This window comes from Neisseria bergeri, from assembly GCA_003044455.1.
In the GTDB taxonomy this organism is placed as follows: domain Bacteria; phylum Pseudomonadota; class Gammaproteobacteria; order Burkholderiales; family Neisseriaceae; genus Neisseria; species Neisseria bergeri.
Genome location: POWY01000001.1, coordinates 411555 through 431646, shown reverse-complemented (window position 1 = coordinate 431646; position 20092 = coordinate 411555). Strand labels below are relative to the sequence as shown.

29 protein-coding genes are annotated in these 20092 nt (G+C 53.0%); 21 read left to right on the top strand and 8 right to left on the bottom strand.

From position 1 onward, the window contains the following. Positions 1-34: 34 nt before the first annotated feature. Both DBY86_RS02515 and DBY86_RS02510 read right to left on the bottom strand, forming a co-directional pair. Positions 35-325 (bottom strand): IclR family transcriptional regulator, encoded by a 291-nt coding sequence (locus DBY86_RS02515; protein ID WP_061704859.1) that lies wholly within the window; start codon positions 323-325, stop codon positions 35-37. Between the two features lie 8 nt (positions 326-333). After that, positions 334-522 carry a DNA-binding protein gene (locus DBY86_RS02510; protein WP_079877741.1) on the bottom strand — a complete coding sequence of 63 codons (189 nt, stop codon included), beginning with the start codon at positions 520-522 and terminating at the stop codon, positions 334-336. Between the two features lie 141 nt (positions 523-663). Between DBY86_RS02510 and DBY86_RS02505 the strand changes: the two genes are divergently transcribed. The 18 genes from DBY86_RS02505 (at position 664) to DBY86_RS02425 (ending at position 12008) form a co-directional block, all read left to right on the top strand. Continuing rightward, positions 664-1311 carry a LexA family transcriptional regulator gene (locus tag DBY86_RS02505; protein WP_061704860.1) on the top strand — a complete coding sequence of 216 codons (648 nt, stop codon included), beginning with the start codon at positions 664-666 and terminating at the stop codon, positions 1309-1311. A 9-nt stretch (positions 1312-1320) separates the two neighbouring features. Further along, on the top strand, positions 1321-1557 hold the full coding sequence (locus DBY86_RS02500; protein WP_234403355.1) for an excalibur calcium-binding domain-containing protein: 237 nt from the start codon (positions 1321-1323) through the stop codon (positions 1555-1557). Beyond that, positions 1536-2162, top strand: a complete 627-nt coding sequence (locus tag DBY86_RS02495; RefSeq protein ID WP_234403354.1) for a hypothetical protein — start codon at positions 1536-1538, stop codon at positions 2160-2162. The genes DBY86_RS02500 and DBY86_RS02495 overlap by 22 nt, the downstream gene beginning before the upstream one ends. A gap of 93 nt (positions 2163-2255) precedes the next feature. After that, positions 2256-2759 carry a glycoside hydrolase family 108 protein gene (locus DBY86_RS02490; protein ID WP_107818773.1) on the top strand — a complete coding sequence of 168 codons (504 nt, stop codon included), beginning with the start codon at positions 2256-2258 and terminating at the stop codon, positions 2757-2759. 13 nt (positions 2760-2772) lie between these two features. Next, on the top strand, positions 2773-2946 hold the full coding sequence (locus DBY86_RS13260; RefSeq protein ID WP_199901018.1) for a hypothetical protein: 174 nt from the start codon (positions 2773-2775) through the stop codon (positions 2944-2946). After that, the gene (locus DBY86_RS14055) at positions 2871-3209 is read left to right on the top strand and encodes a hypothetical protein (protein WP_107818772.1); all 339 of its coding nucleotides are present in this window, start codon (positions 2871-2873) and stop codon (positions 3207-3209) included. Before DBY86_RS13260 ends, DBY86_RS14055 begins: the two co-directional genes overlap by 76 nt. Beyond that, positions 3202-3591 carry a hypothetical protein gene (locus tag DBY86_RS02480; protein ID WP_061704865.1) on the top strand — a complete coding sequence of 130 codons (390 nt, stop codon included), beginning with the start codon at positions 3202-3204 and terminating at the stop codon, positions 3589-3591. Before DBY86_RS14055 ends, DBY86_RS02480 begins: the two co-directional genes overlap by 8 nt. Beyond that, positions 3569-3790 (top strand): hypothetical protein, encoded by a 222-nt coding sequence (locus tag DBY86_RS02475; RefSeq protein WP_107818771.1) that lies wholly within the window; start codon positions 3569-3571, stop codon positions 3788-3790. Before DBY86_RS02480 ends, DBY86_RS02475 begins: the two co-directional genes overlap by 23 nt. Next, entirely contained in the window at positions 3783-4016 is a 234-nt protein-coding gene (locus tag DBY86_RS02470) for a TraR/DksA family transcriptional regulator (RefSeq protein ID WP_019272453.1), read from the top strand. Before DBY86_RS02475 ends, DBY86_RS02470 begins: the two co-directional genes overlap by 8 nt. A 3-nt stretch (positions 4017-4019) precedes the next feature. Beyond that, positions 4020-4340, top strand: coding sequence for a hypothetical protein (locus DBY86_RS02465; RefSeq protein WP_013448349.1), 321 nt, complete (start codon positions 4020-4022; stop codon positions 4338-4340). Next, entirely contained in the window at positions 4337-4654 is a 318-nt protein-coding gene (locus DBY86_RS02460; protein WP_107818770.1) for a hypothetical protein, read from the top strand. The genes DBY86_RS02465 and DBY86_RS02460 overlap by 4 nt, the downstream gene beginning before the upstream one ends. Position 4655: 1 nt before the next feature. Further along, positions 4656-5201: a DUF3486 family protein gene (locus DBY86_RS02455; RefSeq protein WP_029609187.1), complete on the top strand. Its 546-nt coding sequence runs from the start codon at positions 4656-4658 to the stop codon at positions 5199-5201. A 126-nt stretch (positions 5202-5327) separates the two neighbouring features. Then, entirely contained in the window at positions 5328-6827 is a 1500-nt protein-coding gene (locus DBY86_RS02450; RefSeq protein WP_234403353.1) for a terminase large subunit domain-containing protein, read from the top strand. A gap of 21 nt (positions 6828-6848) precedes the next feature. After that, positions 6849-8318, top strand: coding sequence for a phage portal protein family protein (locus DBY86_RS02445; protein WP_107818768.1), 1470 nt, complete (start codon positions 6849-6851; stop codon positions 8316-8318). Continuing rightward, complete coding sequence (locus DBY86_RS02440; RefSeq protein ID WP_107818767.1) at positions 8315-9217, top strand: phage minor head protein; 903 nt, start codon at positions 8315-8317, stop codon at positions 9215-9217. The genes DBY86_RS02445 and DBY86_RS02440 overlap by 4 nt, the downstream gene beginning before the upstream one ends. Positions 9218-9219: 2 nt before the next feature. Further along, positions 9220-9663, top strand: coding sequence for a phage virion morphogenesis protein (locus tag DBY86_RS02435; RefSeq protein ID WP_107818766.1), 444 nt, complete (start codon positions 9220-9222; stop codon positions 9661-9663). 156 nt (positions 9664-9819) lie between these two features. Continuing rightward, entirely contained in the window at positions 9820-11016 is a 1197-nt protein-coding gene (locus DBY86_RS02430; protein WP_107818765.1) for a glycosyltransferase, read from the top strand. 38 nt (positions 11017-11054) lie between these two features. Next, the gene (locus DBY86_RS02425) at positions 11055-12008 is read left to right on the top strand and encodes a PhoH family protein (protein ID WP_107818764.1); all 954 of its coding nucleotides are present in this window, start codon (positions 11055-11057) and stop codon (positions 12006-12008) included. Between the two features lie 103 nt (positions 12009-12111). Here the strand turns inward: DBY86_RS02425 and DBY86_RS02420 are convergent, their stop codons facing one another. The 5 genes from DBY86_RS02420 to yjgA all read right to left on the bottom strand — a co-directional run bounded on the left by DBY86_RS02420 (position 12112) and on the right by yjgA (position 17437). Further along, a complete protein-coding gene (locus tag DBY86_RS02420; RefSeq protein ID WP_107818763.1) occupies positions 12112-12435 on the bottom strand; it encodes a hypothetical protein in 324 nt (107 codons plus the stop codon). Positions 12436-12607: 172 nt separating this feature from the next. Then, positions 12608-13969, bottom strand: a complete 1362-nt coding sequence (locus tag DBY86_RS02415; protein ID WP_107818762.1) for a polynucleotide adenylyltransferase PcnB — start codon at positions 13967-13969, stop codon at positions 12608-12610. Between the two features lie 432 nt (positions 13970-14401). Then, positions 14402-16102: a single-stranded-DNA-specific exonuclease RecJ gene (recJ, locus tag DBY86_RS02405; RefSeq protein ID WP_107818761.1), complete on the bottom strand. Its 1701-nt coding sequence runs from the start codon at positions 16100-16102 to the stop codon at positions 14402-14404. A gap of 68 nt (positions 16103-16170) precedes the next feature. After that, complete coding sequence (locus DBY86_RS02400) at positions 16171-16884, bottom strand: hypothetical protein (RefSeq protein WP_107818760.1); 714 nt, start codon at positions 16882-16884, stop codon at positions 16171-16173. A gap of 46 nt (positions 16885-16930) precedes the next feature. Beyond that, a complete protein-coding gene (gene yjgA, locus DBY86_RS02395; RefSeq protein ID WP_107818759.1) occupies positions 16931-17437 on the bottom strand; it encodes a ribosome biogenesis factor YjgA in 507 nt (168 codons plus the stop codon). Between the two features lie 151 nt (positions 17438-17588). On the opposite strand from yjgA, the gene pmbA reads away from it, so the two are divergent. Beyond that, complete coding sequence (pmbA, locus tag DBY86_RS02390) at positions 17589-18920, top strand: metalloprotease PmbA (RefSeq protein WP_107818758.1); 1332 nt, start codon at positions 17589-17591, stop codon at positions 18918-18920. Between the two features lie 11 nt (positions 18921-18931). Continuing rightward, positions 18932-19249, top strand: a complete 318-nt coding sequence (locus tag DBY86_RS02385; RefSeq protein ID WP_107818757.1) for a hypothetical protein — start codon at positions 18932-18934, stop codon at positions 19247-19249. Between the two features lie 87 nt (positions 19250-19336). Here DBY86_RS02385 and DBY86_RS02380 read toward each other — a convergent pair whose 3' ends face one another. Next, on the bottom strand, positions 19337-19540 hold the full coding sequence (locus DBY86_RS02380) for a cold-shock protein (RefSeq protein WP_002217533.1): 204 nt from the start codon (positions 19538-19540) through the stop codon (positions 19337-19339). A gap of 249 nt (positions 19541-19789) precedes the next feature. Here DBY86_RS02380 and clpS point away from each other — a divergent pair, with 249 nt between their 5' ends. Continuing rightward, complete coding sequence (gene clpS, locus DBY86_RS02370) at positions 19790-20092, top strand: ATP-dependent Clp protease adapter ClpS (protein ID WP_107818756.1); 303 nt, start codon at positions 19790-19792, stop codon at positions 20090-20092.

Sequence of the window (20092 nt, the reverse complement as noted above, 5' to 3'; positions counted from 1 at the left end):
CAAATGTGCCGACGTCGGCACATTTCAAAATCCGTTAATCTACATTTACCCGCTTGCCTATTTCGGCAATCTTGCTTTGCAGCCGTTCATGCTGCTGCCTGAACCGCTCGGCGATTTGCAGGGTTTTGATGCCGTAGGCGTAGTTGCCGTTTTCAAGTTTGATGACCAATCCCGATGCAACCAAATCATCAATATCCCTGCTGACTTGTGATGGCGTCAGCCCCAGTCCGACCGATAAATCCTTATTGCTCAGACCGATAATCGGATGCTCGTCAAGCGCGATAAAGACCCTCAATAGCCGTTGTACCCTTTTACTTTCTGCCATATTTACTCCTACGCCACTTCCTGTTTCGCTTTTAGACCGAGTTCCTGTGCGATACGGTGTGCCTTCCCACGGTTTGCCTTGACGGTTCCGTTCAGAATGCGGGACACGTACGTCGGATCATAGCCACGCGCAATGCACCAATCTTTCATCGTTTCGCCGCGCTCTCGGAAACCTTCTTTAATTTTTTCTGCTTTCACGGAATATCTCCTATTTCGTTCTCGTGCTAGAATCGTGATTGCTTAAAGATTTAAACAATCTTGGTTAAATGTTGGATAAATAATAGTGGAAATATCCCACTATTTCAAGTTTTATTTCCACTTATTTGAGGATTTTTTGGCATGGTTTTGGAAAAAATTAGGCAAATTATTGAATTTAATAAGATTACAATTGATGAATTTGCCGAAAGAATAGGAGAAAAACCAACCAGGTTGAAAGATGTTCTGCGTGGAAAACAACGTCCTCCTCTGAAAATGATTCAGTCAATAGTGGAAATTTTCCAGGTTGATGCGAATTGGCTGATTGGAAAAAGTGGAAATTTTCTCGGAGTAGAGAAGTATGACCGAGATGATTACGCCTACATCCCGATGTACGACGTGGAAGTTTCGGCAGGTCATGGAACAACTGCCTATGGAGTTACCGAACCGGCAAACCATTTGGCGTTCCGTAAAGACTGGCTACGCCAACGCGGTCTGCACGAGCAAGACCTCAATATCGTTACTGCCAAAGGCGACAGCATGGAGCCGACCATCAGCAGCAAAGACACGCTCTTGGTCGATACCTCAAAAACCAACCCGCGCGACGGCAATATCTACGTCATCCGCAGTGGCGATGTATTATGGGTCAAACGCATCCAACGCCAAGTTGACGGCAACCTGCTCTTGATTTCCGACAACACGACCTATCCGCCTATGCCGCTGATGCTGGCAGACCACCCCGACATACAGGTCATCGGGCAGGTGGTTCAAGTCTCGAAAAACCTGTATTAAGGAGACAAAATGAAAAAGGGTTATTTGACATTACTGGTGTCTGTTATGATGTTTGCTTCACCCACGCCCGCCTTGGCGAAAAGCTGCAAAGACTTTCCGACGCAGCAGGCGGCGCAGAAATTTTATGAAGCCCGCAAAAAAGCAGGATTAAGCGGCTGGAAGAGTTTGGACAGGGATGGCGACGGTCAGGCTTGCGACTGCAACCCAGGTGGAAACGGCAAGAATTGTCCGAAAAAGAAAAGATAATTTCTGAAAGAAATAGAATGAAAACAAAAATATATCTTGGAATTTTCTTATTGGCTGCTGCACATCTGGTCAATGCGGGAGGAGTGATGAAAACAGGAGGGATGATTGGTCCTCATCCTGAAACATTTTCGGAACGGTTCAATGAATTGAACAATGGAATGATGGATTTGTTCCCAAGAATTTTAATTGTTGCAGGCAAGACCCGTCAAATAAAAGACCTTGGTAATGGCATTACGTTGTCTGCAAAACTGGTCAAGGAAGGAGATATTTTTGAGAACGTCCGGATAAATTGTAATACATTGGCTAAAACCCAAAGAATCAACAATTGCTTAGTGAGTATGTATTACACAGCTATTGCGTTGGACTCCGAGATAGACCGTTTGGCATTTATGGATGCTATTCAGACTGCCGTCAAAAAAATGCAAGCTACTTATAATCAAAATGGAGTGGATTATTTCATTACGGTCAATCGTAAGCAAAAAAGTGTTTCCATGTTGGCAAAATCGGATATGCCTATGCAGATTGAGGCAATGGACGATTCAAATGAAGCATATATGAAAAGCGATAAATGCAATCCCGAAGTTGAGCTGTGTATTACACCTTAGCCTCCGTTAGGTTTTAACCTCCATTAAAAGCCCCTTCAGACGGCCTTCCCTACAATCCCCGTATTGATTTCAACCTCAATACGGGGATTTTCCATGTCAGACAAATTCAATCAATTCATCAACCGCGTCCTCTCCCACGAGGGCGGTTACGTCAACCATCCCAAAGACCCCGGCGGCGAAACCAATTGGGGCATCACTAAGCGTACCGCAATGGCAAACGGCTTTAACGGTTCCATGCGTGCCATGACGCGTGAACAGGCTATCGGCATTTACCGAAAGGCGTTTTGGCAGCGTTACCACGCCGACCAAATGCCGGAAGCGGTCGCGTTCCAATTCTTCGATGCCTGCGTCAACCACGGTTACGGCAATGCCGCCCGTATGCTCCAACGCGCCGCAGGAGTGCCGGACGACGGCATCATCGGCGAAATCAGTCTCAAAGCCATCAATTCACTCCCCGAAAACGACCTTTTATTGCGGTTCAACGCCGAGCGTCTGGTCTTTTATACCAAGCTGGGTACGTTCACCTCTTTCGGCAAGGGCTGGGTACGCCGTGTGGCGCAAAACCTGATTCACGCGTCTGCAGATAACACTGATTAAAGGGAGACAAACCATGTCAAAAAAGTCACTCATCGCCCTAATGACCGCAGCCATGCTGCCCGATTTCAGCCACGGCGACCTAGGCATTCGCTACGCCATGCCGACTCAGGGATGTTGGACGCAAGCCCACCGCAAGAGCGGGGTAGCCGCCTCGAAACGCGCAGCCAAAAAAAAGCGTCGCAAATAACCGCCTTTTTCCGATGGCTGGGCGGCTTGGTCTCTAATCCGGCCACAGGGAAAATCAGCCATACCAAACTATGGGCAAACGTGGCAGCCGCTTCTATGACCTATAAGTTCTCTCAAACAGCAGATGCGCCGGAATGGCTCTGGTGGGCTTATGGCGCATTGGTCGGCGGGTATGCATTAATCAAACGCGGCATCGCCGCCGTACCGCAGTTGGCAGAAATCAAAAAATCCGCGAATGCGGAAGAATGGAGCGGCAATGATTGACTTTTTGTACAAAAACAAATCGGCATTGGCATGGCGTGCATTGATTGTTTTGGGCATTTGGCTAAACGGCTATCACTATGCCGCCGACAAAGCCGATGCCAAGCAAACCGCCCTGATTACCGCCTACCAAAACTCATCAAAGGCGGCAGCCAAACAATACGCCGACGAGCTTAAAAAAGCGCAGGCGGAAACGAAGCGTTGGCATGACTTCGCGCAGCGTCAAAGCATTGAGCTGGCATCCGCCCTGAGCGAACTGGATAAAACCAAAAACACTTTACAGGAGCAAACGCATGACACGATTAAAAAAGACGGCAATGGTTTTAACGGTATCGGCTCTAACAGCCTGCACCTCTACAACCGTGCCTTCGGATACCCCGATTAAAACCGTACCGACAGTGGATTTGCCGCCTGTATCTACCGGGCTGCTGGTCAAATACGAACGCCCCGAGCGTCTGAGTGGCGGCTCTCCCGAACAACTCTTGAACCATGCCGTGCGCTACGGTGAATACTGTCAAAAGCTCGAAATCCAAATTGAGGGCTGGCAGAACTGGTACACGAAAGGCCGTCTGAAAAATGACTGATTTTGCCGACCGCGCATCCGAACGCGAAGCCATCTTTCTCGCAGAATCCCTGGCAAAGCATCAACCGCCGTACCACGGGCAGGCTTCGCACTCTGAAACCACCGCCAGCCTAAGCCACTGTGAAGATTGCGGTAGCCCGATACCCGAAGCCAGGCAAAAAGCCGTCCAAGGCTGTACGCGCTGTGTTGTCTGCCAAGAATATTTTGAACACGGATTTCAGAGGTGAACAATGGAAAAAACCTTTATCCACATCGAATTTTGGCAGCTTGTCGGCTTTTTACTCTCCTTCCTCGGCATTTGTTTTACCTTCGGCAAAATGCTGCTGGCGCAATTCCGCGAGCAGCAGGACGAACGCCAAAAACAGCAGGAACGCCTACAAGGCAAAGTCGAAATCATGGAAAACAAACTGGCGGAATTCAATGCCGGTCTGCCGCTGACATACGTCCTGCGCGAAGACTACATCCGCAATCAAGTCGTCCTCGAAGCCAAACTCGACAACGTCGCAGAAAAACTCACTGAAATCTACAAAATGGAAAGCGTAAAGAAATGATTAGCCAGGAACTGATCGCCAAACAACGCCGCGAGGGGATGCGTTGGAACATTATCAACACCCTTAATAAAGCCCGCCCGCACACTACCAGCGAGACCTTTCTGCTGGACATCATGAACGCGATTTACCCGCGGACCACCGCCACCGAACTGCGCCAGCAGCTCGACTACCTTGCCGACCGCAAAATGGTCGAGCTGAATAAAGCACCGCACGGCTTGTGGTTTGCCGACCTGACCAGTTTGGGTGTCGATATTGCCGAATACACGGTCGAGTGCCGCGCCGGTATCGCCCGTCCCGAAAAAGTGTGGAGCTGATATGGCCAAGCGCAGCACGATAGACCAATTACCCGAAGCCGTCCGACACGAATTTGAGCGCAAACTCGTCGAAAACGGTTTCGCCGACTATCAGGCACTGGCGGAATGGTTGCAGCAGCAGGGCTACGAAATCAGCCGTTCCGCCGCCCACCGCTACGGGCAGAAAGTCCAGCGTCGGTTTGCCGCCATCAAAAACAGCACTGAAGCGGCACGCCTGATTGCCGAAGGCGCAGCCGATGAAGGCGATACACGCTCCGAAGCCCTGATGGCGATGTTGCAGACCGAATTGTTCGAGGCATTGGTGCAAATCGGCGAAATGCCGTCTGAAGAACTGAACGCGCTCGACCGCTTCGGCATCATGAGCGAAGGAGCGCGCAAAATCAGCGGTCTGATTACCGCCGGAACGCGCCTGAAAGAATATCAGGCAAAAGTTAAAGCCAAAGTCGAAGCCGCCGCCGAAAACGTGGCCAAGCAGGCGAAAAAAGGCGGGCTGTCCGACAGTGCTGCCGAAGCCATCCGCAAACAGATCTTGGGGATTGCGTCATGATTACCTGTATCAGACTTAAAAACAAACTTCCTCCCAGTCGTGGCAGACGCCATCCTTTGAGTAGGAATATCAAAATTTCCCAATCAACATGCCGAATGATTAGAAAGCAAATTCTAGGTATCGATGATGTCGCCTGAAAATAAAATCGAAGACCGCACCCCGATGGCGCTGCTGCCTTATCAGCAGCGTTGGTGCGCCGACAACGCTCCCGTCAAACTCTGCGAAAAATCCCGACGCATCGGTTTGAGCTGGGGAGAAGCTGCCGATACCGCCTTGCTGGCCGCATCCGCTAAAGGCATGGACGCATGGTACATCGGCTATAACAAAGACATGGCCTTGGAGTTTATCCGAGACTGTGCAGGCTGGGCGAAGCATTATCAGCTGGCGGCAGGCGAAATCGAAGAAACCGAGGAAGTGTTTGTCGAAGGCGACGACCGCCAGGCCGTGTTAGCCTTCGTTATCCGTTTCGCGTCCGGCTGGCGCGTTACCGCCTTATCCAGCCGCCCCTCAAACCTTCGCGGTAAGCAGGGGCGCGTCATCATTGACGAGGCGGCGTTCCACGAACAGCTCGGCGAGCTGCTCAAAGCGGCAATGGCATTGCTGATGTGGGGCGGGCAGGTACACATCATCTCTACCCATGACGGCGTGGATAACCCCTTCAACGAGCTGATTACCGACATTCGTGCGGGCAAAAAACCTTATTCCATCCACCGTATTACTTTCGACGAGGCTGTTTCAGACGGCCTCTACCGCCGCATCTGCCTGCGTTTGGGCAAAGAGTGGACGGCAGACGGCGAAGCCGCGTGGTGCAAGGAAATCCGTGATTTCTACGGCGACGACGCATCCGAAGAGTTGGACTGTATCCCCAAAAACGGCGGCGGCAAATGGCTGAACCGTGCCTTAATCGAAAGCCGTATGACCCCATACACGCCGGTTATCAGATACGACCAGACCGATGAGTTCGGCCTCTTGCCCGAGCCGCGCCGTGCTGCCGAAGTAGCGGACTGGATAGCCGACACCCTGCAACCGCTGCTCGACGGTTTGGATAAAACCCGTACCAGCTTTGTCGGCGAAGACTTTGCCCGCAGCGGAGACCGTACCGTCATCGTCCCTTTATTGCAGCAGCCTAATTTAAGCCTTAAGCCGCCGTTCGTGTTGGAGTTGGGCAATATGCCGTTTGCCCAACAAGAGCAAATTATGAAACACCTGTTGCACGGCTTACCCAATCTGCGCGGCGCAGCATTGGACGCGCGCGGCAACGGTCAGTCAATAGCCGAAGCCATGCGCGACGAATTTGGCGCGGAGGTATGCGAGTCGGTCATGCTCTCGGAAAACTGGTACCGCACCCATACCGCGCCGTTCAAAGCCGCCCTCGAAGACGGCACACTGGACGGCATTCCCAAAGACGAAGACATCCTGACCGACCTGCGCGCCTTCGAGCTGGTCAGAGGCGTGCCGCGCATCCCCGATGTACGCACCAAAAGTCAAGACGGCAAAAAACGCCACGGCGATGCGGCGATTGCCTTTGTCCTTGCCCATTACGCCAGCCGCGAGCTGAATACCGGACCGATACGCGTAGCCAGCCGCCGAATCCGCCGAAAAAGCGCGTTAACCGAAGGTTATTAAAGTATTTAAAGAGTACATATCATGCCCAAACCCCACCTCAAACTCAAAACCAGCCAAGGCATCATGACCTTCAAGCCGCAGGATTTATCTGCACATCTCGCCGTTTCCCGCCCGTTTTTCAGCGGTTTCAACGGCTGGCTACCTAATCCCGACCCTGTTTTGCGCAAAATGGGCAGGCAAATCTCCATTTACCGCGAGCTGATGCGCGACCCGTTGGTCGGCTCGCTGGTGCGCCGCCGAAAAGCAGCTGTCGCCCGCCTCGAATGGCGGCTTGAGGGCGACGACACCCCTAAAAATGTCCGGGATTTTGTCGATAGCTGGCTGGCTGAAACCGATGTTTACCGCCTGATTAAAGACGTTTTAAACGCCGTTTTTTACGGCTACCAGCCCATCGAACTGATTTGGCGTACCGATTCTGCATGGCTGCCTGACAAAATCATCGCCAAGCCGCAAGAGTGGTTCGCCTTCAACGACGAAGGCGAGCTGCGTTACATCCAAAATGGGCTGACCGATACCGTTCCTCCGCCTTATAAGTTTCTTTGCCCGACACATGAGGCAGATTATCTAAACCCCTACGGTTTGGGCGATTTGGGCTTGGTTTTTTGGCTGGTCACCTTCAAACGCGGCGGCCTTAAATTCTGGATGCAGTTCACCGAAAAATACGGTGCGCCTTGGCTGATTGGTAAAGAACCTCGTTCCAATACCCCGCAGGATACCGACAAGCTGCTGGATGCGCTCGAAGCCCTGATCGGCAACAGCGTCGGCACCATTCCCAATGATTCCAGCGTCGAAATCCACGAGGCAAGCGGTAAGGCCTCATCTATTGATGCCTACGACAAGCTCATTCGTTATTGCCGCTCCGAAATCAGCATTGCGCTGCTCGGACAAGACCAAACCACCGAAAAAGACAGCACGCACGCCAGCGCGACCGCAGGCTTGGAAGTAACGGACGACATCCGCGACAGCGACAAACGAATCGTGGAGACAACGTTCAATCAGTTGATAGAGTGGGTAATAGAGATAAATTTCGGAGACGTTGCCCGTCCGAAATTCGTGCTGTTCGAAAATGAGGAAAGCGGCACCAGAGAGCGTGCCGAACGGGATAAGATGATGGTGGATGCCGGTGCCAAGTTCACCAAGCAATACTGGCAGCGCACATACGGTTTGGAAGATGGGGATTTGCTCGAGGGCGTTCAAGCAAGCCCGGAGGCAAAAGCTGCCGACTTTACCGAGGGCGATTTGACGGATGCAGGTTTGGTCATCGACGGACTCGCCCCTAACTCAGACCGTCTGAATACACAAGGCGACCTGCTGACTGCCGTCCTAGTGGCCGAATTAAGTCGTGGAGAAACCGCCGAAAACCTGCTCGATCGTCTGTCCGCCGCCTATCCGAATATGGACGATACCGCCTTGCAAAACGAGTTGGCGCGCCTGATTTTCCTTTCCGACTTGGTCGGCAGGATTGAAGTAGCACAGGAGCTTAAATCATGAACCCCGAAGATATTAAAGCCGTCTTCGGCATGAAACCCGAAGCCGCCGTCGCCTATCTCAAGCAAAAAGGCATTGCCGTATCTTGGGACTGGCAGGATATGTTGGACGACGCGCACGCCACTGCCTTTACGGTGGCCAAAACCGCCAAAATGGATGTGCTCTCCGATATCTATTCCGCCGTCGTCGATGCCGCCGAACAAGGCCGGACGCTGGAAGAGTTCAGCCGAGAACTCGCCCCCGTTCTACAGCGCAAAGGCTGGTGGGGCAGGCAGGAAGTTCAAAATCCCGAAGGAGAAACCCAAAGCGTACAGCTCGGTAGCCCCCACCGCCTGAAAACCATCTATCTGACCAATATGCAGTCGGCCTACATGGCGGGCCGCTACGCCGAAATGATGGACTCCATCGACACGTACCCTTATTGGCAGTACGTCGCCATCAACGACAGCCGCACTCGTGATACCCACCGTATGATGCACGGTCGCGTCTATGCCGCAGACGACCCCGTGTGGAATACTTTGTACCCTCCTTTGGACTACCGCTGTCGCTGCCGTGTCAAACCGCTGTCCCGCAGTATGGGAGAAAACCGTGTCCTGCCCCGACCGACTCTTGAGTCCATCACCGTCAATATAGGCGCGAATCCCTATACCGGAGAGGAGCGTTACGCACAGCGCACCGGCATTCGCATCAACAACAAATTTATTGCCCCCAATGCGGGCTTCAACGCCAACCAAGGCAAGTCTATGCTGTCCCGTATGGCGAAAATCGCAGTGGATAAGGCGCAGGTAACCCATCCGGACATCGCCCGCATTGCCCTGAAAACGATGATGGGCAACGACAGATTCAAAAACGCCCTGTCCACCGCTTCGCTGACTTGGGTGCTTAAACTGTTAAAAGGCTGATTATGCTGGAAATCAAACTCGATGCTGCCAAACTCGAACACGGTCTGAGTACGCTCCTTAAAAACGCCGCAAACACCCGCCCCATGATGCGCGGTATTGCAACTGAGTTGCTATTTATGACCGAAGAAAACTTCGAATCCGAAAGCTGGGGCGAGCAGCGGTGGAAACGAAGTCGGCGTGCCGCAGATGAGGGAGGCAAGACCCTGCAAAAAAGCGGGCAACTTGCCGCCAGCCTGACTACACAGGTTGGCAGCAACTATGCCCGAATCGGCAGCAATAAAAAATACGCCGCCATCCACCACCTCGGCGGACGAGCAGGGCGAGGTCACAAAACCAACCTTCCAGCACGCCCCTATCTCCCCATCAACGGCAACAACCAACTCCAACCCGGTGCCGAACGCAGAATCCTCGACATCGCCATCGCCGCCCTCAAAAAAGGACTTTGACAACAAAAAACGGACGATAAAAATACCGTCCGTTTTTATTGCAATATTTGCAACTCCCTTGCATTTTTTCCATCCCACAAAATCCCCCGTCATCCTCTTTCGTCCCATTTTTCTCATCAACCCCTATATATTTATCTCATTAGGTTTCACGAACCCTTGCACGTCCTCGTCATCCCCTCATGGTATCCGCAATCCGAACAGGATGTGGACGGGATTTTTTTCCAAAATCAAGCACAGGCCCTCCAACGCAAAGGCATCAAAACCGCCGTGCTTGCACCGATGTTCCGCTACTTGCGCAAAGAACCGGCAAGCATCCTGACCGGCCCTTACGGTTTTGCCCAATACCGGCAAAAAGGTTTGGACATCTATACATGGCGCAGCATGTATTTCTTCCCCCGTTTTCCGTTCATCGACATCGACCGCATCCGCTGGGTGCGGGCAGGATTAAAGGCCTTTGAGTGCTATATCGGGGAAAACGGCATTCCCGACATCATCCATACCCACTGTATGAACTATGCCGGCATACTTGCCTTCAAGATTTCCCAAAAATACGGCATCCCCTATGTCGTCACGGAACACAGCAGCACCATTACGCGCGGTTTGGTGCGCCCGCACCAATGGCAGCCTATGAAAAATGCGGCGGCACACGCCTCCGCACTGCTCGCTGTCAGCCGCCGTTTCGCCCAAGTCCTGCAACATAAATACGGCACTATATGGCAATATCTGCCTAACATTCTGGGTAACATCTTTACCCGAGCCTTCAATCCCCCGCAAATCAATCGTCCGGACAAATATTTTACCTTCTGCACCGTCTCGCACCTTCGCCGCCTCAAAGGACACGATGTCCTGCTCACTGCCTTTGCCCGTGCTTTGGCAAAACACCCCAACCTCCGTTTGAATATCGGCGGCAGCGGACAAGAAGAAACAAACCTGAAACGGCAGGCACGTCAGTTGGGAATTGCCCATGCCGTTACATTTTTAGGCGCATTACAGCCCGAAGCAGTATTGGATTTGATGAGGAACAGCAACGCATTCGTCCTTGCCAGCCGCACAGAAACCTTCGGCGTGGTCTATATCGAAGCACTGTCCCAAGGATTGCCCGTCATTGCAACACGCTGCGGCGGTGCGGAATCTATTGTTTCAGACGGCAACGGATATTTGGTTCCTGTTGACGACGACGATGCCCTTGCCGACGCACTCATCAAAATGTATGAACACCACTCTGATTTTGAACCTACCCGACTTAGGGAAAACTGTCTGAACGAATTTGGCGAAAATGCCGTTATAGGCAGGTTGATCGGCATTTTCCGACAGGCAATCGCAGAATACGGTAAGAAAATACCGGTGAAATAGATTAAAATCACACAATATCCAACTATTCGGACCTTCATATGACACATACCGTCCACCTGCATTTAGAAGAAACCGACAACTTGGCGTTGCAGCGTCTGTGCGGTTCTTTTGACAACAACCTTGATTTACTTGCTAAAGCACTCGATATCCACATCAGCCGCCGTTTTGAACATTTCACTTTCAACGGCGCATTTGCACACGCCGGCAAACGCGCACTGCTCAAACTCTTGGAAACGGCGCAGACGCGCGACCTAAACGACGGCGACATCAGGCTTGCCGCCGTCGAAGCCCAAACCGAAGATGCCGGTCATCAAGAAAAAAACCATGACCACGCCTATTATTTCCGCACCAAACGCGGCAGCATCGGCGGCAGGACACCCAGACAAAACGGCTATATCCGCGCCCTGCTCAACCACGATATCGTATTCGGGCTGGGGCCTGCAGGCACGGGCAAAACCTATCTTGCCGTCGCCGCCGCCGTTGACGCAATGGAAAAACACCAAATCGAACGCATCGTTTTAGTCCGGCCTGCTGTCGAAGCCGGTGAGAAACTGGGTTTTCTACCCGGTGACCTGACCCAGAAAGTCGATCCCTACCTTCGTCCGCTTTATGATGCCCTCTATGACCTGATGGGCTTCGACCGTGTAACCAAGCTGATTGAAAAAGGTCTGATTGAGATTGCCCCGCTCGCCTATATGCGCGGCAGGACGCTCAACGGCGCATACATCATCCTCGACGAGGCACAAAATACCACACCCGAACAAATGAAAATGTTCCTGACCCGCATCGGATTTGGTGCGAAAGCCGTCATCACCGGCGACATCAGCCAGATTGACCTGCCCAAAAACATCAAATCAGGATTGAAAGACGCACGTGAGAAACTGCACGATGTAGAAGGCCTGTATTTCCACACCTTTACCAGTGAAGACGTCGTCCGGCATCCTTTAGTGCAAAAAATCGTCGAAGCCTACGAATCGGCAGAACACGACTGACATTCCAATGCCGTCTGAAACCCGATGCACAGAAAATCAGGCAGAAAAAACGGATACGGAAGCCAAGCTCCGTATCCGTTTCTTTATCCCTCCAACCGATACATCAATCGAATTTTCTGCATCGGATTGCCTCATCTTCGCAAAACATTGCCGAAGTTTCGCGGTTGCACGCCTGACGCACTTTCTGCCGCGCCACGCCTTCATTCCAGCCGCTTGCCTCAAACGTCTTCTGAAAAGGCGTAACGCTGCATACATACATGGTGGAATTTGAACCGAAAAGGTCGATTTCGACGGTATTGCCGCCGCTTTCCAATACGGCGACACGGTGTTCCAACTGCGCCAGACGTGCTTCCAAATCGCTGATTCTGTCGGCAAATGCGGGCATGGCGGCACACGCGGTCAAAATGCCCAAAATACATTTTTTCATCAATTTTTCCTTGTTGCTTGAACCCTGCCCACCCGGACATCCTTTTTCCGAGAGGCAGGGTCAGACTTTATTTACGGAGATGAGGCCCCTTACAAATCAGGATAATACATAGAACGGCACTTTATGCTTCACCCCATGTGTTAAAACTTCATTGCTCCTTGTCTGTTGACCGTTATTCCCAATCCGTTCCCACAACCTTCGGCTTGAGTTTGCGCCTGCGACGGCGGCGTTTTTTCGCCTGTCCTTCGTTTTTTTCGTGCCGGGCGGCAGCCTCGTTTTTGGTCATATCGGCCCGCTGTTCCTGCGATGCCGTCTGAAACGCCGTCCACCACTCGGCAAGGGCGCGGTCCGCATTGCCGGTTTCGGCGCGCAAAAGCAGGAAATCATAGGCGGCACGGAAACGCGTTTGGGCAAACAGTTTGTGCGGCCTTGCGCCTTTGCGGTTTTCAAACTGCGGCTGGAACATCCAAATTTCGCGCATCGTGGCGGAAAAGCGTTGCGGCACGCCCCAACCGCGTTCGACGGTTTCGCGCATCGTATTGATTGCATCGGACAGGGCGGGCACGGGTTTCAAACCCTGTTGCAGATTGCTTTTCCAATGGCGTTCCAACTCGGGCCACATCAGGGCCGCCAGTACGAAACCGACCGAAACCGATTTGTCGGCACGCAGCCGCTCATCGGTATTTTTCAAGGCAAGCACCGTCATTTTTCCGGCGATGCCGTCTGAAACGCGCAAGGCATTGAGCAGCGGATGGATGTCGTCCGGTATGTCAAATCCGTTCAAACGTTTCAGACACTCGCGCGCGTGCCCTGAAAACAGCAGTTTCATGATTTCGTCGAACAGCCTTGCCACAGGTTCGTGCTTCAGACGGCATATCGATTCGGCAATCGGTGCGGCGGTTTCCTCCGACAGCTCAAAGCCCAATTTGCCCGACAGGCGGATGGCGCGCAAAATCCTGACAGGGTCTTCCCGATAGCGTTCGGCGGCATCGCCAATCATCACCAGCCTGCGGGCGGCAACATCGGCAATTCCGTTGTGGAAATCCAAAATTTCTTCTTTTTCAGGATTGTAATACAAGGCATTGCAGGTAAAATCGCGCCGCATCGCATCTTCTTCGATGCTGCCGTAGGTGTTGTCCTTCATGATTCTGCCGCGCGCGTTCTGATGAACCTTCGCACCGCCCCGGAAAGTCGTTACCTCTATGGTTTCCGCGCCGTTCATAACGTGGACGATTTGAAAACGCCTGCCGATGATGCGGCTGCGGCGGAAGAGTTTGTGCACCTGTTCGGGCGTGGCATCGGTTGCGACATCGAAATCCTTGGGTTCGATGCCGAGCAGCAGGTCCCTGACCGCGCCGCCGACCACATAAGCCTGAAACCCTGCCCCTTTCAGGCGGCGTATGACGTTTTCGGCGGCAAAGCTCAACATTTCGGCACGGATGTTGTGTCTTTCGGCAGGAATGACCGTTTTACTTTCCGCTTTTTTACTGCTCCGACCGGAAGGCAGCATCTTATTCAACCATTTTTTCAGCATAAATATTCTGACCCGAAGAGCGGCATCTCCACGGGCAACCGTGTTCAGACGGCATCGGGCGCAGGTTTGCAAGATGCCGTAACCATAAACAAAAGGCGTAGAAACTACGCCGTCCGAATCACGCCGCCCTCGCGGCGGCAACGCGTCATTATAACAGATTGCCCTCCAAAAAAATCAGACCCTGCTTTTGTGGCAGAGTCTGAAATTTGATGCGCCTTCTCCGATTGGGAACATTCCCGTCGTACAAACAGGCAAATGTTTCAACACACAGGACGACACATAAAGCACCGCCCTATGTGTTGCCCTGATTTGGAAGGGGTTACGCCCCTCCCAAATAAGGTCTGATTCTACCGCCCTAAAGGGTGGGGTTTCAACCGAAAAGGAAATACGATGAAGGAACAGAAATCACATTCAAACGGCGTTCCGCCGCCTCTACGCCGCTTCCCAGTAGTCGATATAAAGCTGTAATTCGAGATTATTCCGCCATTCGTTGGCAACGGGGCGGTACACCGTGCGGATGTATTCGGGGATGTCTTCGCTGCAACGCCAAAACATGGCTTCAAATTCGCAGCCGTCTTTTTGCAGCCACGCTTTTTTGTGTTTGCCCTCCGCGCCCAAAGGCTGCTGGCGGACAACGTGAAATTCGTCGGTAAAACTTGGCGGAGCGAAGCCTTGTCCCCAAACGTGGCGGGCAAGGTTTTGCGCCTGTTCCAGCGTAATGTCGCGGGCAGGCAGGCTGCCGTCGGTGATGAATGTTTGCGACAAATCGTCTTCGCACACCATCTCGCGCACGGCTTCTTCAAATGCCGTCTGAAACGCGGGGATATTGTGTTCGAGTATGCTCAAACCCGCCGCCATCGCGTGTCCGCCAAATTTCAAAATCAAATCGGGATGGCGTTTGGACACCAAGTCCAAAGCGTCGCGCAGGTGCAGATTGGGAATGGAACGCCCCGAACCGCGCACTTCGCCGTTATCCGCCGGAGCGAACACGATGGTCGGACGATAAAAACGGTCTTTGAGGCGGCTGGCAACGATGCCGACCACGCCTTGATGGAAGTCGTCGCGATATGCCACCAAAGTCGTCTGACCTGAAGGCAGGGTTTCAGGAAAATCACTCAGCGCGTCTTGTAGCATGGATTGCTCGATTTCGCGGCGTTCGATATTGAGGTTGTTTAACTGGGCCGCCAGTTCCTGCGCCTCGGCATCATCTTGCGCCAACAGACAGGCGATGCCGACCGACATATCATCCAGCCGTCCGGCGGCGTTGATGCGCGGGCCCAACGCAAAGCCCATATCAAACGGCTGAGCCTTGCGCCAATCCCGTCGCGCCACTTCAAACAAGGCGCGGATGCCGGGGCGCATTTTGCCCGAACGCATCCGTTTCAAACCTTGCGACACGAGGATACGGTTGTTGTGGTCTAGAGTAACGACATCGGCAACGGTACCGAGTGCGACCAAATCCAAAAGGTCGCCCAGATTCGGCTCTTTGATGCCGTCTGAAAAATAATTGCGGCGGCGCAGTTCGGCACGCAACGCCGTCAATACATAAAAAATCACGCCCACGCCCGCCAGGCTTTTGCTTTGAAAACCGCAGCCTTTTTGGTTCGGATTGACGATGATGCAGTCAGGCACGGTCTCGGCAGGCAGATGGTGGTCGGTTACGATCACGTCCAAACCCAGAGCCTGCGCACGCGCCACGCCTGCAATGCTGGCGATGCCGTTGTCCACCGTAATCAGCAAATCCACGCCCTGCTCGGCGGCGATTTCGGCAAGTTCGGGCGTTAAGCCGTAGCCGTGTTCAAAGCGGTTGGGCACAAGGAAATTCACTTTCGCCCCCATCGCCGCCAAACCGCTCATACCGACGGAACACGCCGTCGCACCGTCTGCATCGTAGTCGGCGACAATCAAGATTTTTTCCTGACGCTCAACCGCATCCGCCAAACGGCGGGCGGCGGCTTCGCAGTTTGTCAGCGTTTGATACGGCAAAAGCGCAGCAAGCTTGTCGTCCAACTCGGCAGGACTTTGCACATCACGCGCAGCACACAGCCGCGCAATCAAAGGATCGGCACCGGCGGCGAGCAAATGATTAAAAACGTCGGTATTGACGGATCGGGTTTGGATTTTGGCTGACATAGCGTGTAACTTTACAGTGCGGATGTGTTTGAAATGCCGTCTGAAGGCTTTTCAGACGGCATTGCTGCTCATTTTCCGGCGGCATCCATGAGCGCGCCCAAAGCCGCCGCAGGCAAAACCAGCACCGCGCCCACCGCATCCAGTATCAACGTGGTGGGCGTATATGCAATATTTTCAAACAACTTGGATTTGTCGGTATGTTTTTCCGTAACCGTGTAATAAATATCGGCAGGCACACTTTGCTCAAAATGATAATCGGCGTTCAGTTTTTGCGGTGTGGCGTAGTATTTGCCTTTGGCGGAGACGCAGCGCGTGTAAATGGTTCGATTGTCGAGTTCAACCGCTTCAAACTCAAGCTGTTTCAGCTTGGCAATGTCGGAAGGCCTGTCGGTATCGTAACGCAGGCAAAGGCCGTCGGTACTGAAATTCTGGCTGCCGGGCGATTCGAGTTTGACCGGCAGGGCTTGGTAGGCAAAGCGCGGATTGGGCTCAACCATTTGAAACTGCTTGTCCAACCCTGCCTTCAAAATGCCCGTCAGTTTCGCCGAATCTTCAGGATTGACGACGAACCAGTATTTCCCGCCCATCATCACCAGGCTGCCCTTTTCCAATTGGGCATTGTCTTTGGCAACCACACCGAAGGCGCGGATTTGGTCTTTGTCAACGTGTTTGTGGGCGGTCGTTTCGCTGAACGGGTAGTTCACGCCCCACATCATTACCGTACAGCCGTTAAGCATCAAGGTTGCCGCCAAAACGGCGGCGGTCGTTTTACGGAACAACATTTTATCCTCCAATCAGAATGACGGCGGATGCCGTCTGAAAATATGCCTAAATTTCCTCGTCCCCGTTTTCCATCACGGTTTTCAATTCTTGAAACAGGGCGCGGAAGTTTTTCGGCGGTTTGTTTTGCTCCTGCTCTTTTTTGGTATTGCGGATGAGTGTCCTCAGCTTGCCCGCGTCCGCATGCGGAAAATCCGACATAAACTGCGTCAGCGCGCCGTCGTCCGCCAACAACCGTACGCGCGCCTGTTCCACGCGTTGCAAAAAGGCATTGTGCGCCGCATCGTCGCCACGCAGCTTGGCAAGAAACGCCTCGATGGGCGCGGGATCGGTGTCGCGCATCAGCCTGCCGATAAATTGCGCCTGCCGCTTGAGCGCGCCGTTGGACGTAATTTTTTTATAGGTAACGACGGCTTCGTACAAATCTTCGTCCAAGCCGATTTTTTTCAGTGTGTCGTTTGAGAGCTTGGTCAGTTCCATACCCAAATCCTGCAAACCGTTCATCTGCTTTTTCATTTGGGTTTTGCTGATCCACTCGTCTTCTTGTTCAAACATCTTGATTCTCGAATTTTTTCCAATAGCGCATTTTAACAGAATGATTCCGCGTTCAGACGGCATTTTTCCCCATATGCCTGTTAACCGGTACTTTTGCCCCTGTCGGCCGAAACGGTTAAAATGCCGCAAAGCATCATCAAGAAAGATTTTTATGCTGTTCAACCACACCGCTTCCGAACTCCTCGACCTCTGCCGCCGCACGCTCGACTTGGCAAAAGCGACGGGCGCAACCGCCGCCGAAGCCGATTTCAGCGAATCATTGGGACAAAGCGTCAGCGTGCGGCTGGGCGAAATCGAACAAATCGAGTTTCAGCAGGACAAGTCGCTGGACATTACCGTTTACGTCGGCAAACGCAAAGGCCGCGCCGGCACCGCCGACTTCTCCGAACAAGCCCTGCGCGACACCGTCCGCGCCGCCATCGACATCGCCCGCTACACTGCCGAAGACGATTGCGCAGGTTTGGCAGACGCTTCGCTTATGGCGCAACACGTCGGCGACCTCGACCGTTACCACGAATGGGATTTAAGCACGGAAGCCGCCGTCGAGTTGGCAAAACAATGCGAACAAGCCGCCCTGAACGAGGATGAGCGCATCGAAAACTCCGAAGGGGCGGCGGTACAAACCGGACATTACCAATACGTTTACGGCAACACCCACGGTTTTGCCGCACACCAGCAAGGCACGCGCCACAGCATTTCATGCAGCGTCGTTGCCGCCGACGAAAACGGCATGCAGCGCGACTACTGGTACGATTCCTCCTGCCGCCATCAAGACATGGACAGCCCGGCGCAAATCGGTCAAACCGCCGCCGAACGTACCTTACGTCGTTTGAACAGCCGCAGCATTCCGACCGGAAGCTACCCCGTCCTATTCGATGCGACCGTTTCGGGAGGTCTGATCGGACACCTCGTCGGCGCACTCTCCGGCGGCGCGCTCTACCGCCAAAGCAGCTTCCTGATTGACAGCATAGGCAGGCAGGTTCTGCCCGATTTCCTCAGCCTGCGCGAAGAGCCGCATATTCCCCGCGCCTTCGGCAGCACCTATTTTGATTCCGAAGGCGTCGCCACGCGGTCGCGTTTCGTTATCCGCGACGGCATCGTCGAAGGCTATTTCCTCAGCAGTTACAGTGCGAGAAAACTCGGTATGCAGACCACGGGCAACGCCGGCGGCGCGCACAACCTGTATTTGAACCATACGCACGAAACGCAATCAGACCTGCTGAAAGAAATGGGCACGGGATTGTTGGTAACCGAGCTCATGGGGCAAGGCGTAAACGCCATTACCGGCGACTACTCGCGCGGTGCGGCGGGTTTTTGGGTGGAAAACGGCGTGATTGCCTACCCCGTCCACGAGATTACCGTAGCCGGACGCTTGCAGGATATGTACCGCGACATCGTCGGCGTGGCGGATGACGCTTTGCGGCGTTCGTCCAACAAAATCGGTTCTATCCTGATTGCGGGGATGACAGTTGCCGGAAGCTGAACGCCCTGCCGATGCCGTCTGAAGACCGAGGCGGCACGTTTTACCCCGTGCCTGTCCGTTTGCCGTTTTATGCCGCACTGCCTTTTGCCGACAACATTGCACATTTTTTCATCAGCACTGATTTTCCCTTATCCGTCAAAATACTAAGCTACTTTTCCACAACAGGGTACACACAAGTTCAGGATAAGGCGGGCGGGGATTGGGGATTTTTCCGCCGCCGGCTTCAGACGGCATTTTGCCGTCGGACGGGATGGGCGCGCCCAATCCGCAGGAGTTTCCCGGTTTGCCGTCCGATGCCGTCTGAAGCCGCCCCCTCACGGGCTGCCTGACCCGCCGCCCGCAAAACGGCAGACAAAAACGGCGGGACATTTCCTGTCCCGCCGTTTTCAAATATACGTTTGACCGTACATCAGGAATTAAGCTGCCTGAATGTTGGCGGCCTGTTTGCCTTTAGGGCCGGTGGTTACGTCGAAAGAGACGCGTTGGCCTTCTTTCAGGGTTTTGAAACCTTCCATATTGATCGCTGAGAAGTGAGCGAACAAATCTTCGCCACCTTCGTCAGGAGTGATGAAACCAAAACCTTTAGCGTCGTTAAACCATTTTACGATACCGGTTGCCATTAGAAACTTCCTATACTTAAAAATTAACAAAATCAGCAAAATAAGGCATACAGCAAACTTAAACGTTCAGCGTTTCTCCCCAGCTTTATATACTTGGTCGAGTGCCGGCTTCTGCTTAACCGTCTTTTTACATTTGTTAAGCCGAAACGTCAAGCTATGTTTCCAAAAAAGTGAGAAAATAAGCGGAAAGACCGAAAATACAACAGAAATGCCGTCTGAAAACGGCTTCTTCCCGATAGAAAACAACTTATGACGACACACTGCCAATCCGATACGCTTTTAAGCGACCAAAAAACCGCCCCACCGAAACGTTACGGCGTTTTCCTATTGAACGACGATTACACCACGATGGAATTTGTCGTCGAAATCCTGACCGAAATCTTCATGCTCGGACAAGAACAGGCGGTAGCGGTAATGCTCTTGGTTCATCACGAAGGCAAAGGCCTGTGCGGCACTTACACGCGCGATATTGCCCAAACCAAACAACGGCAGGTCATGCAGCGGGCAAAAGCCGAAGGGCATCCGCTGCAATGTATTGTCGAGGAGATTTAA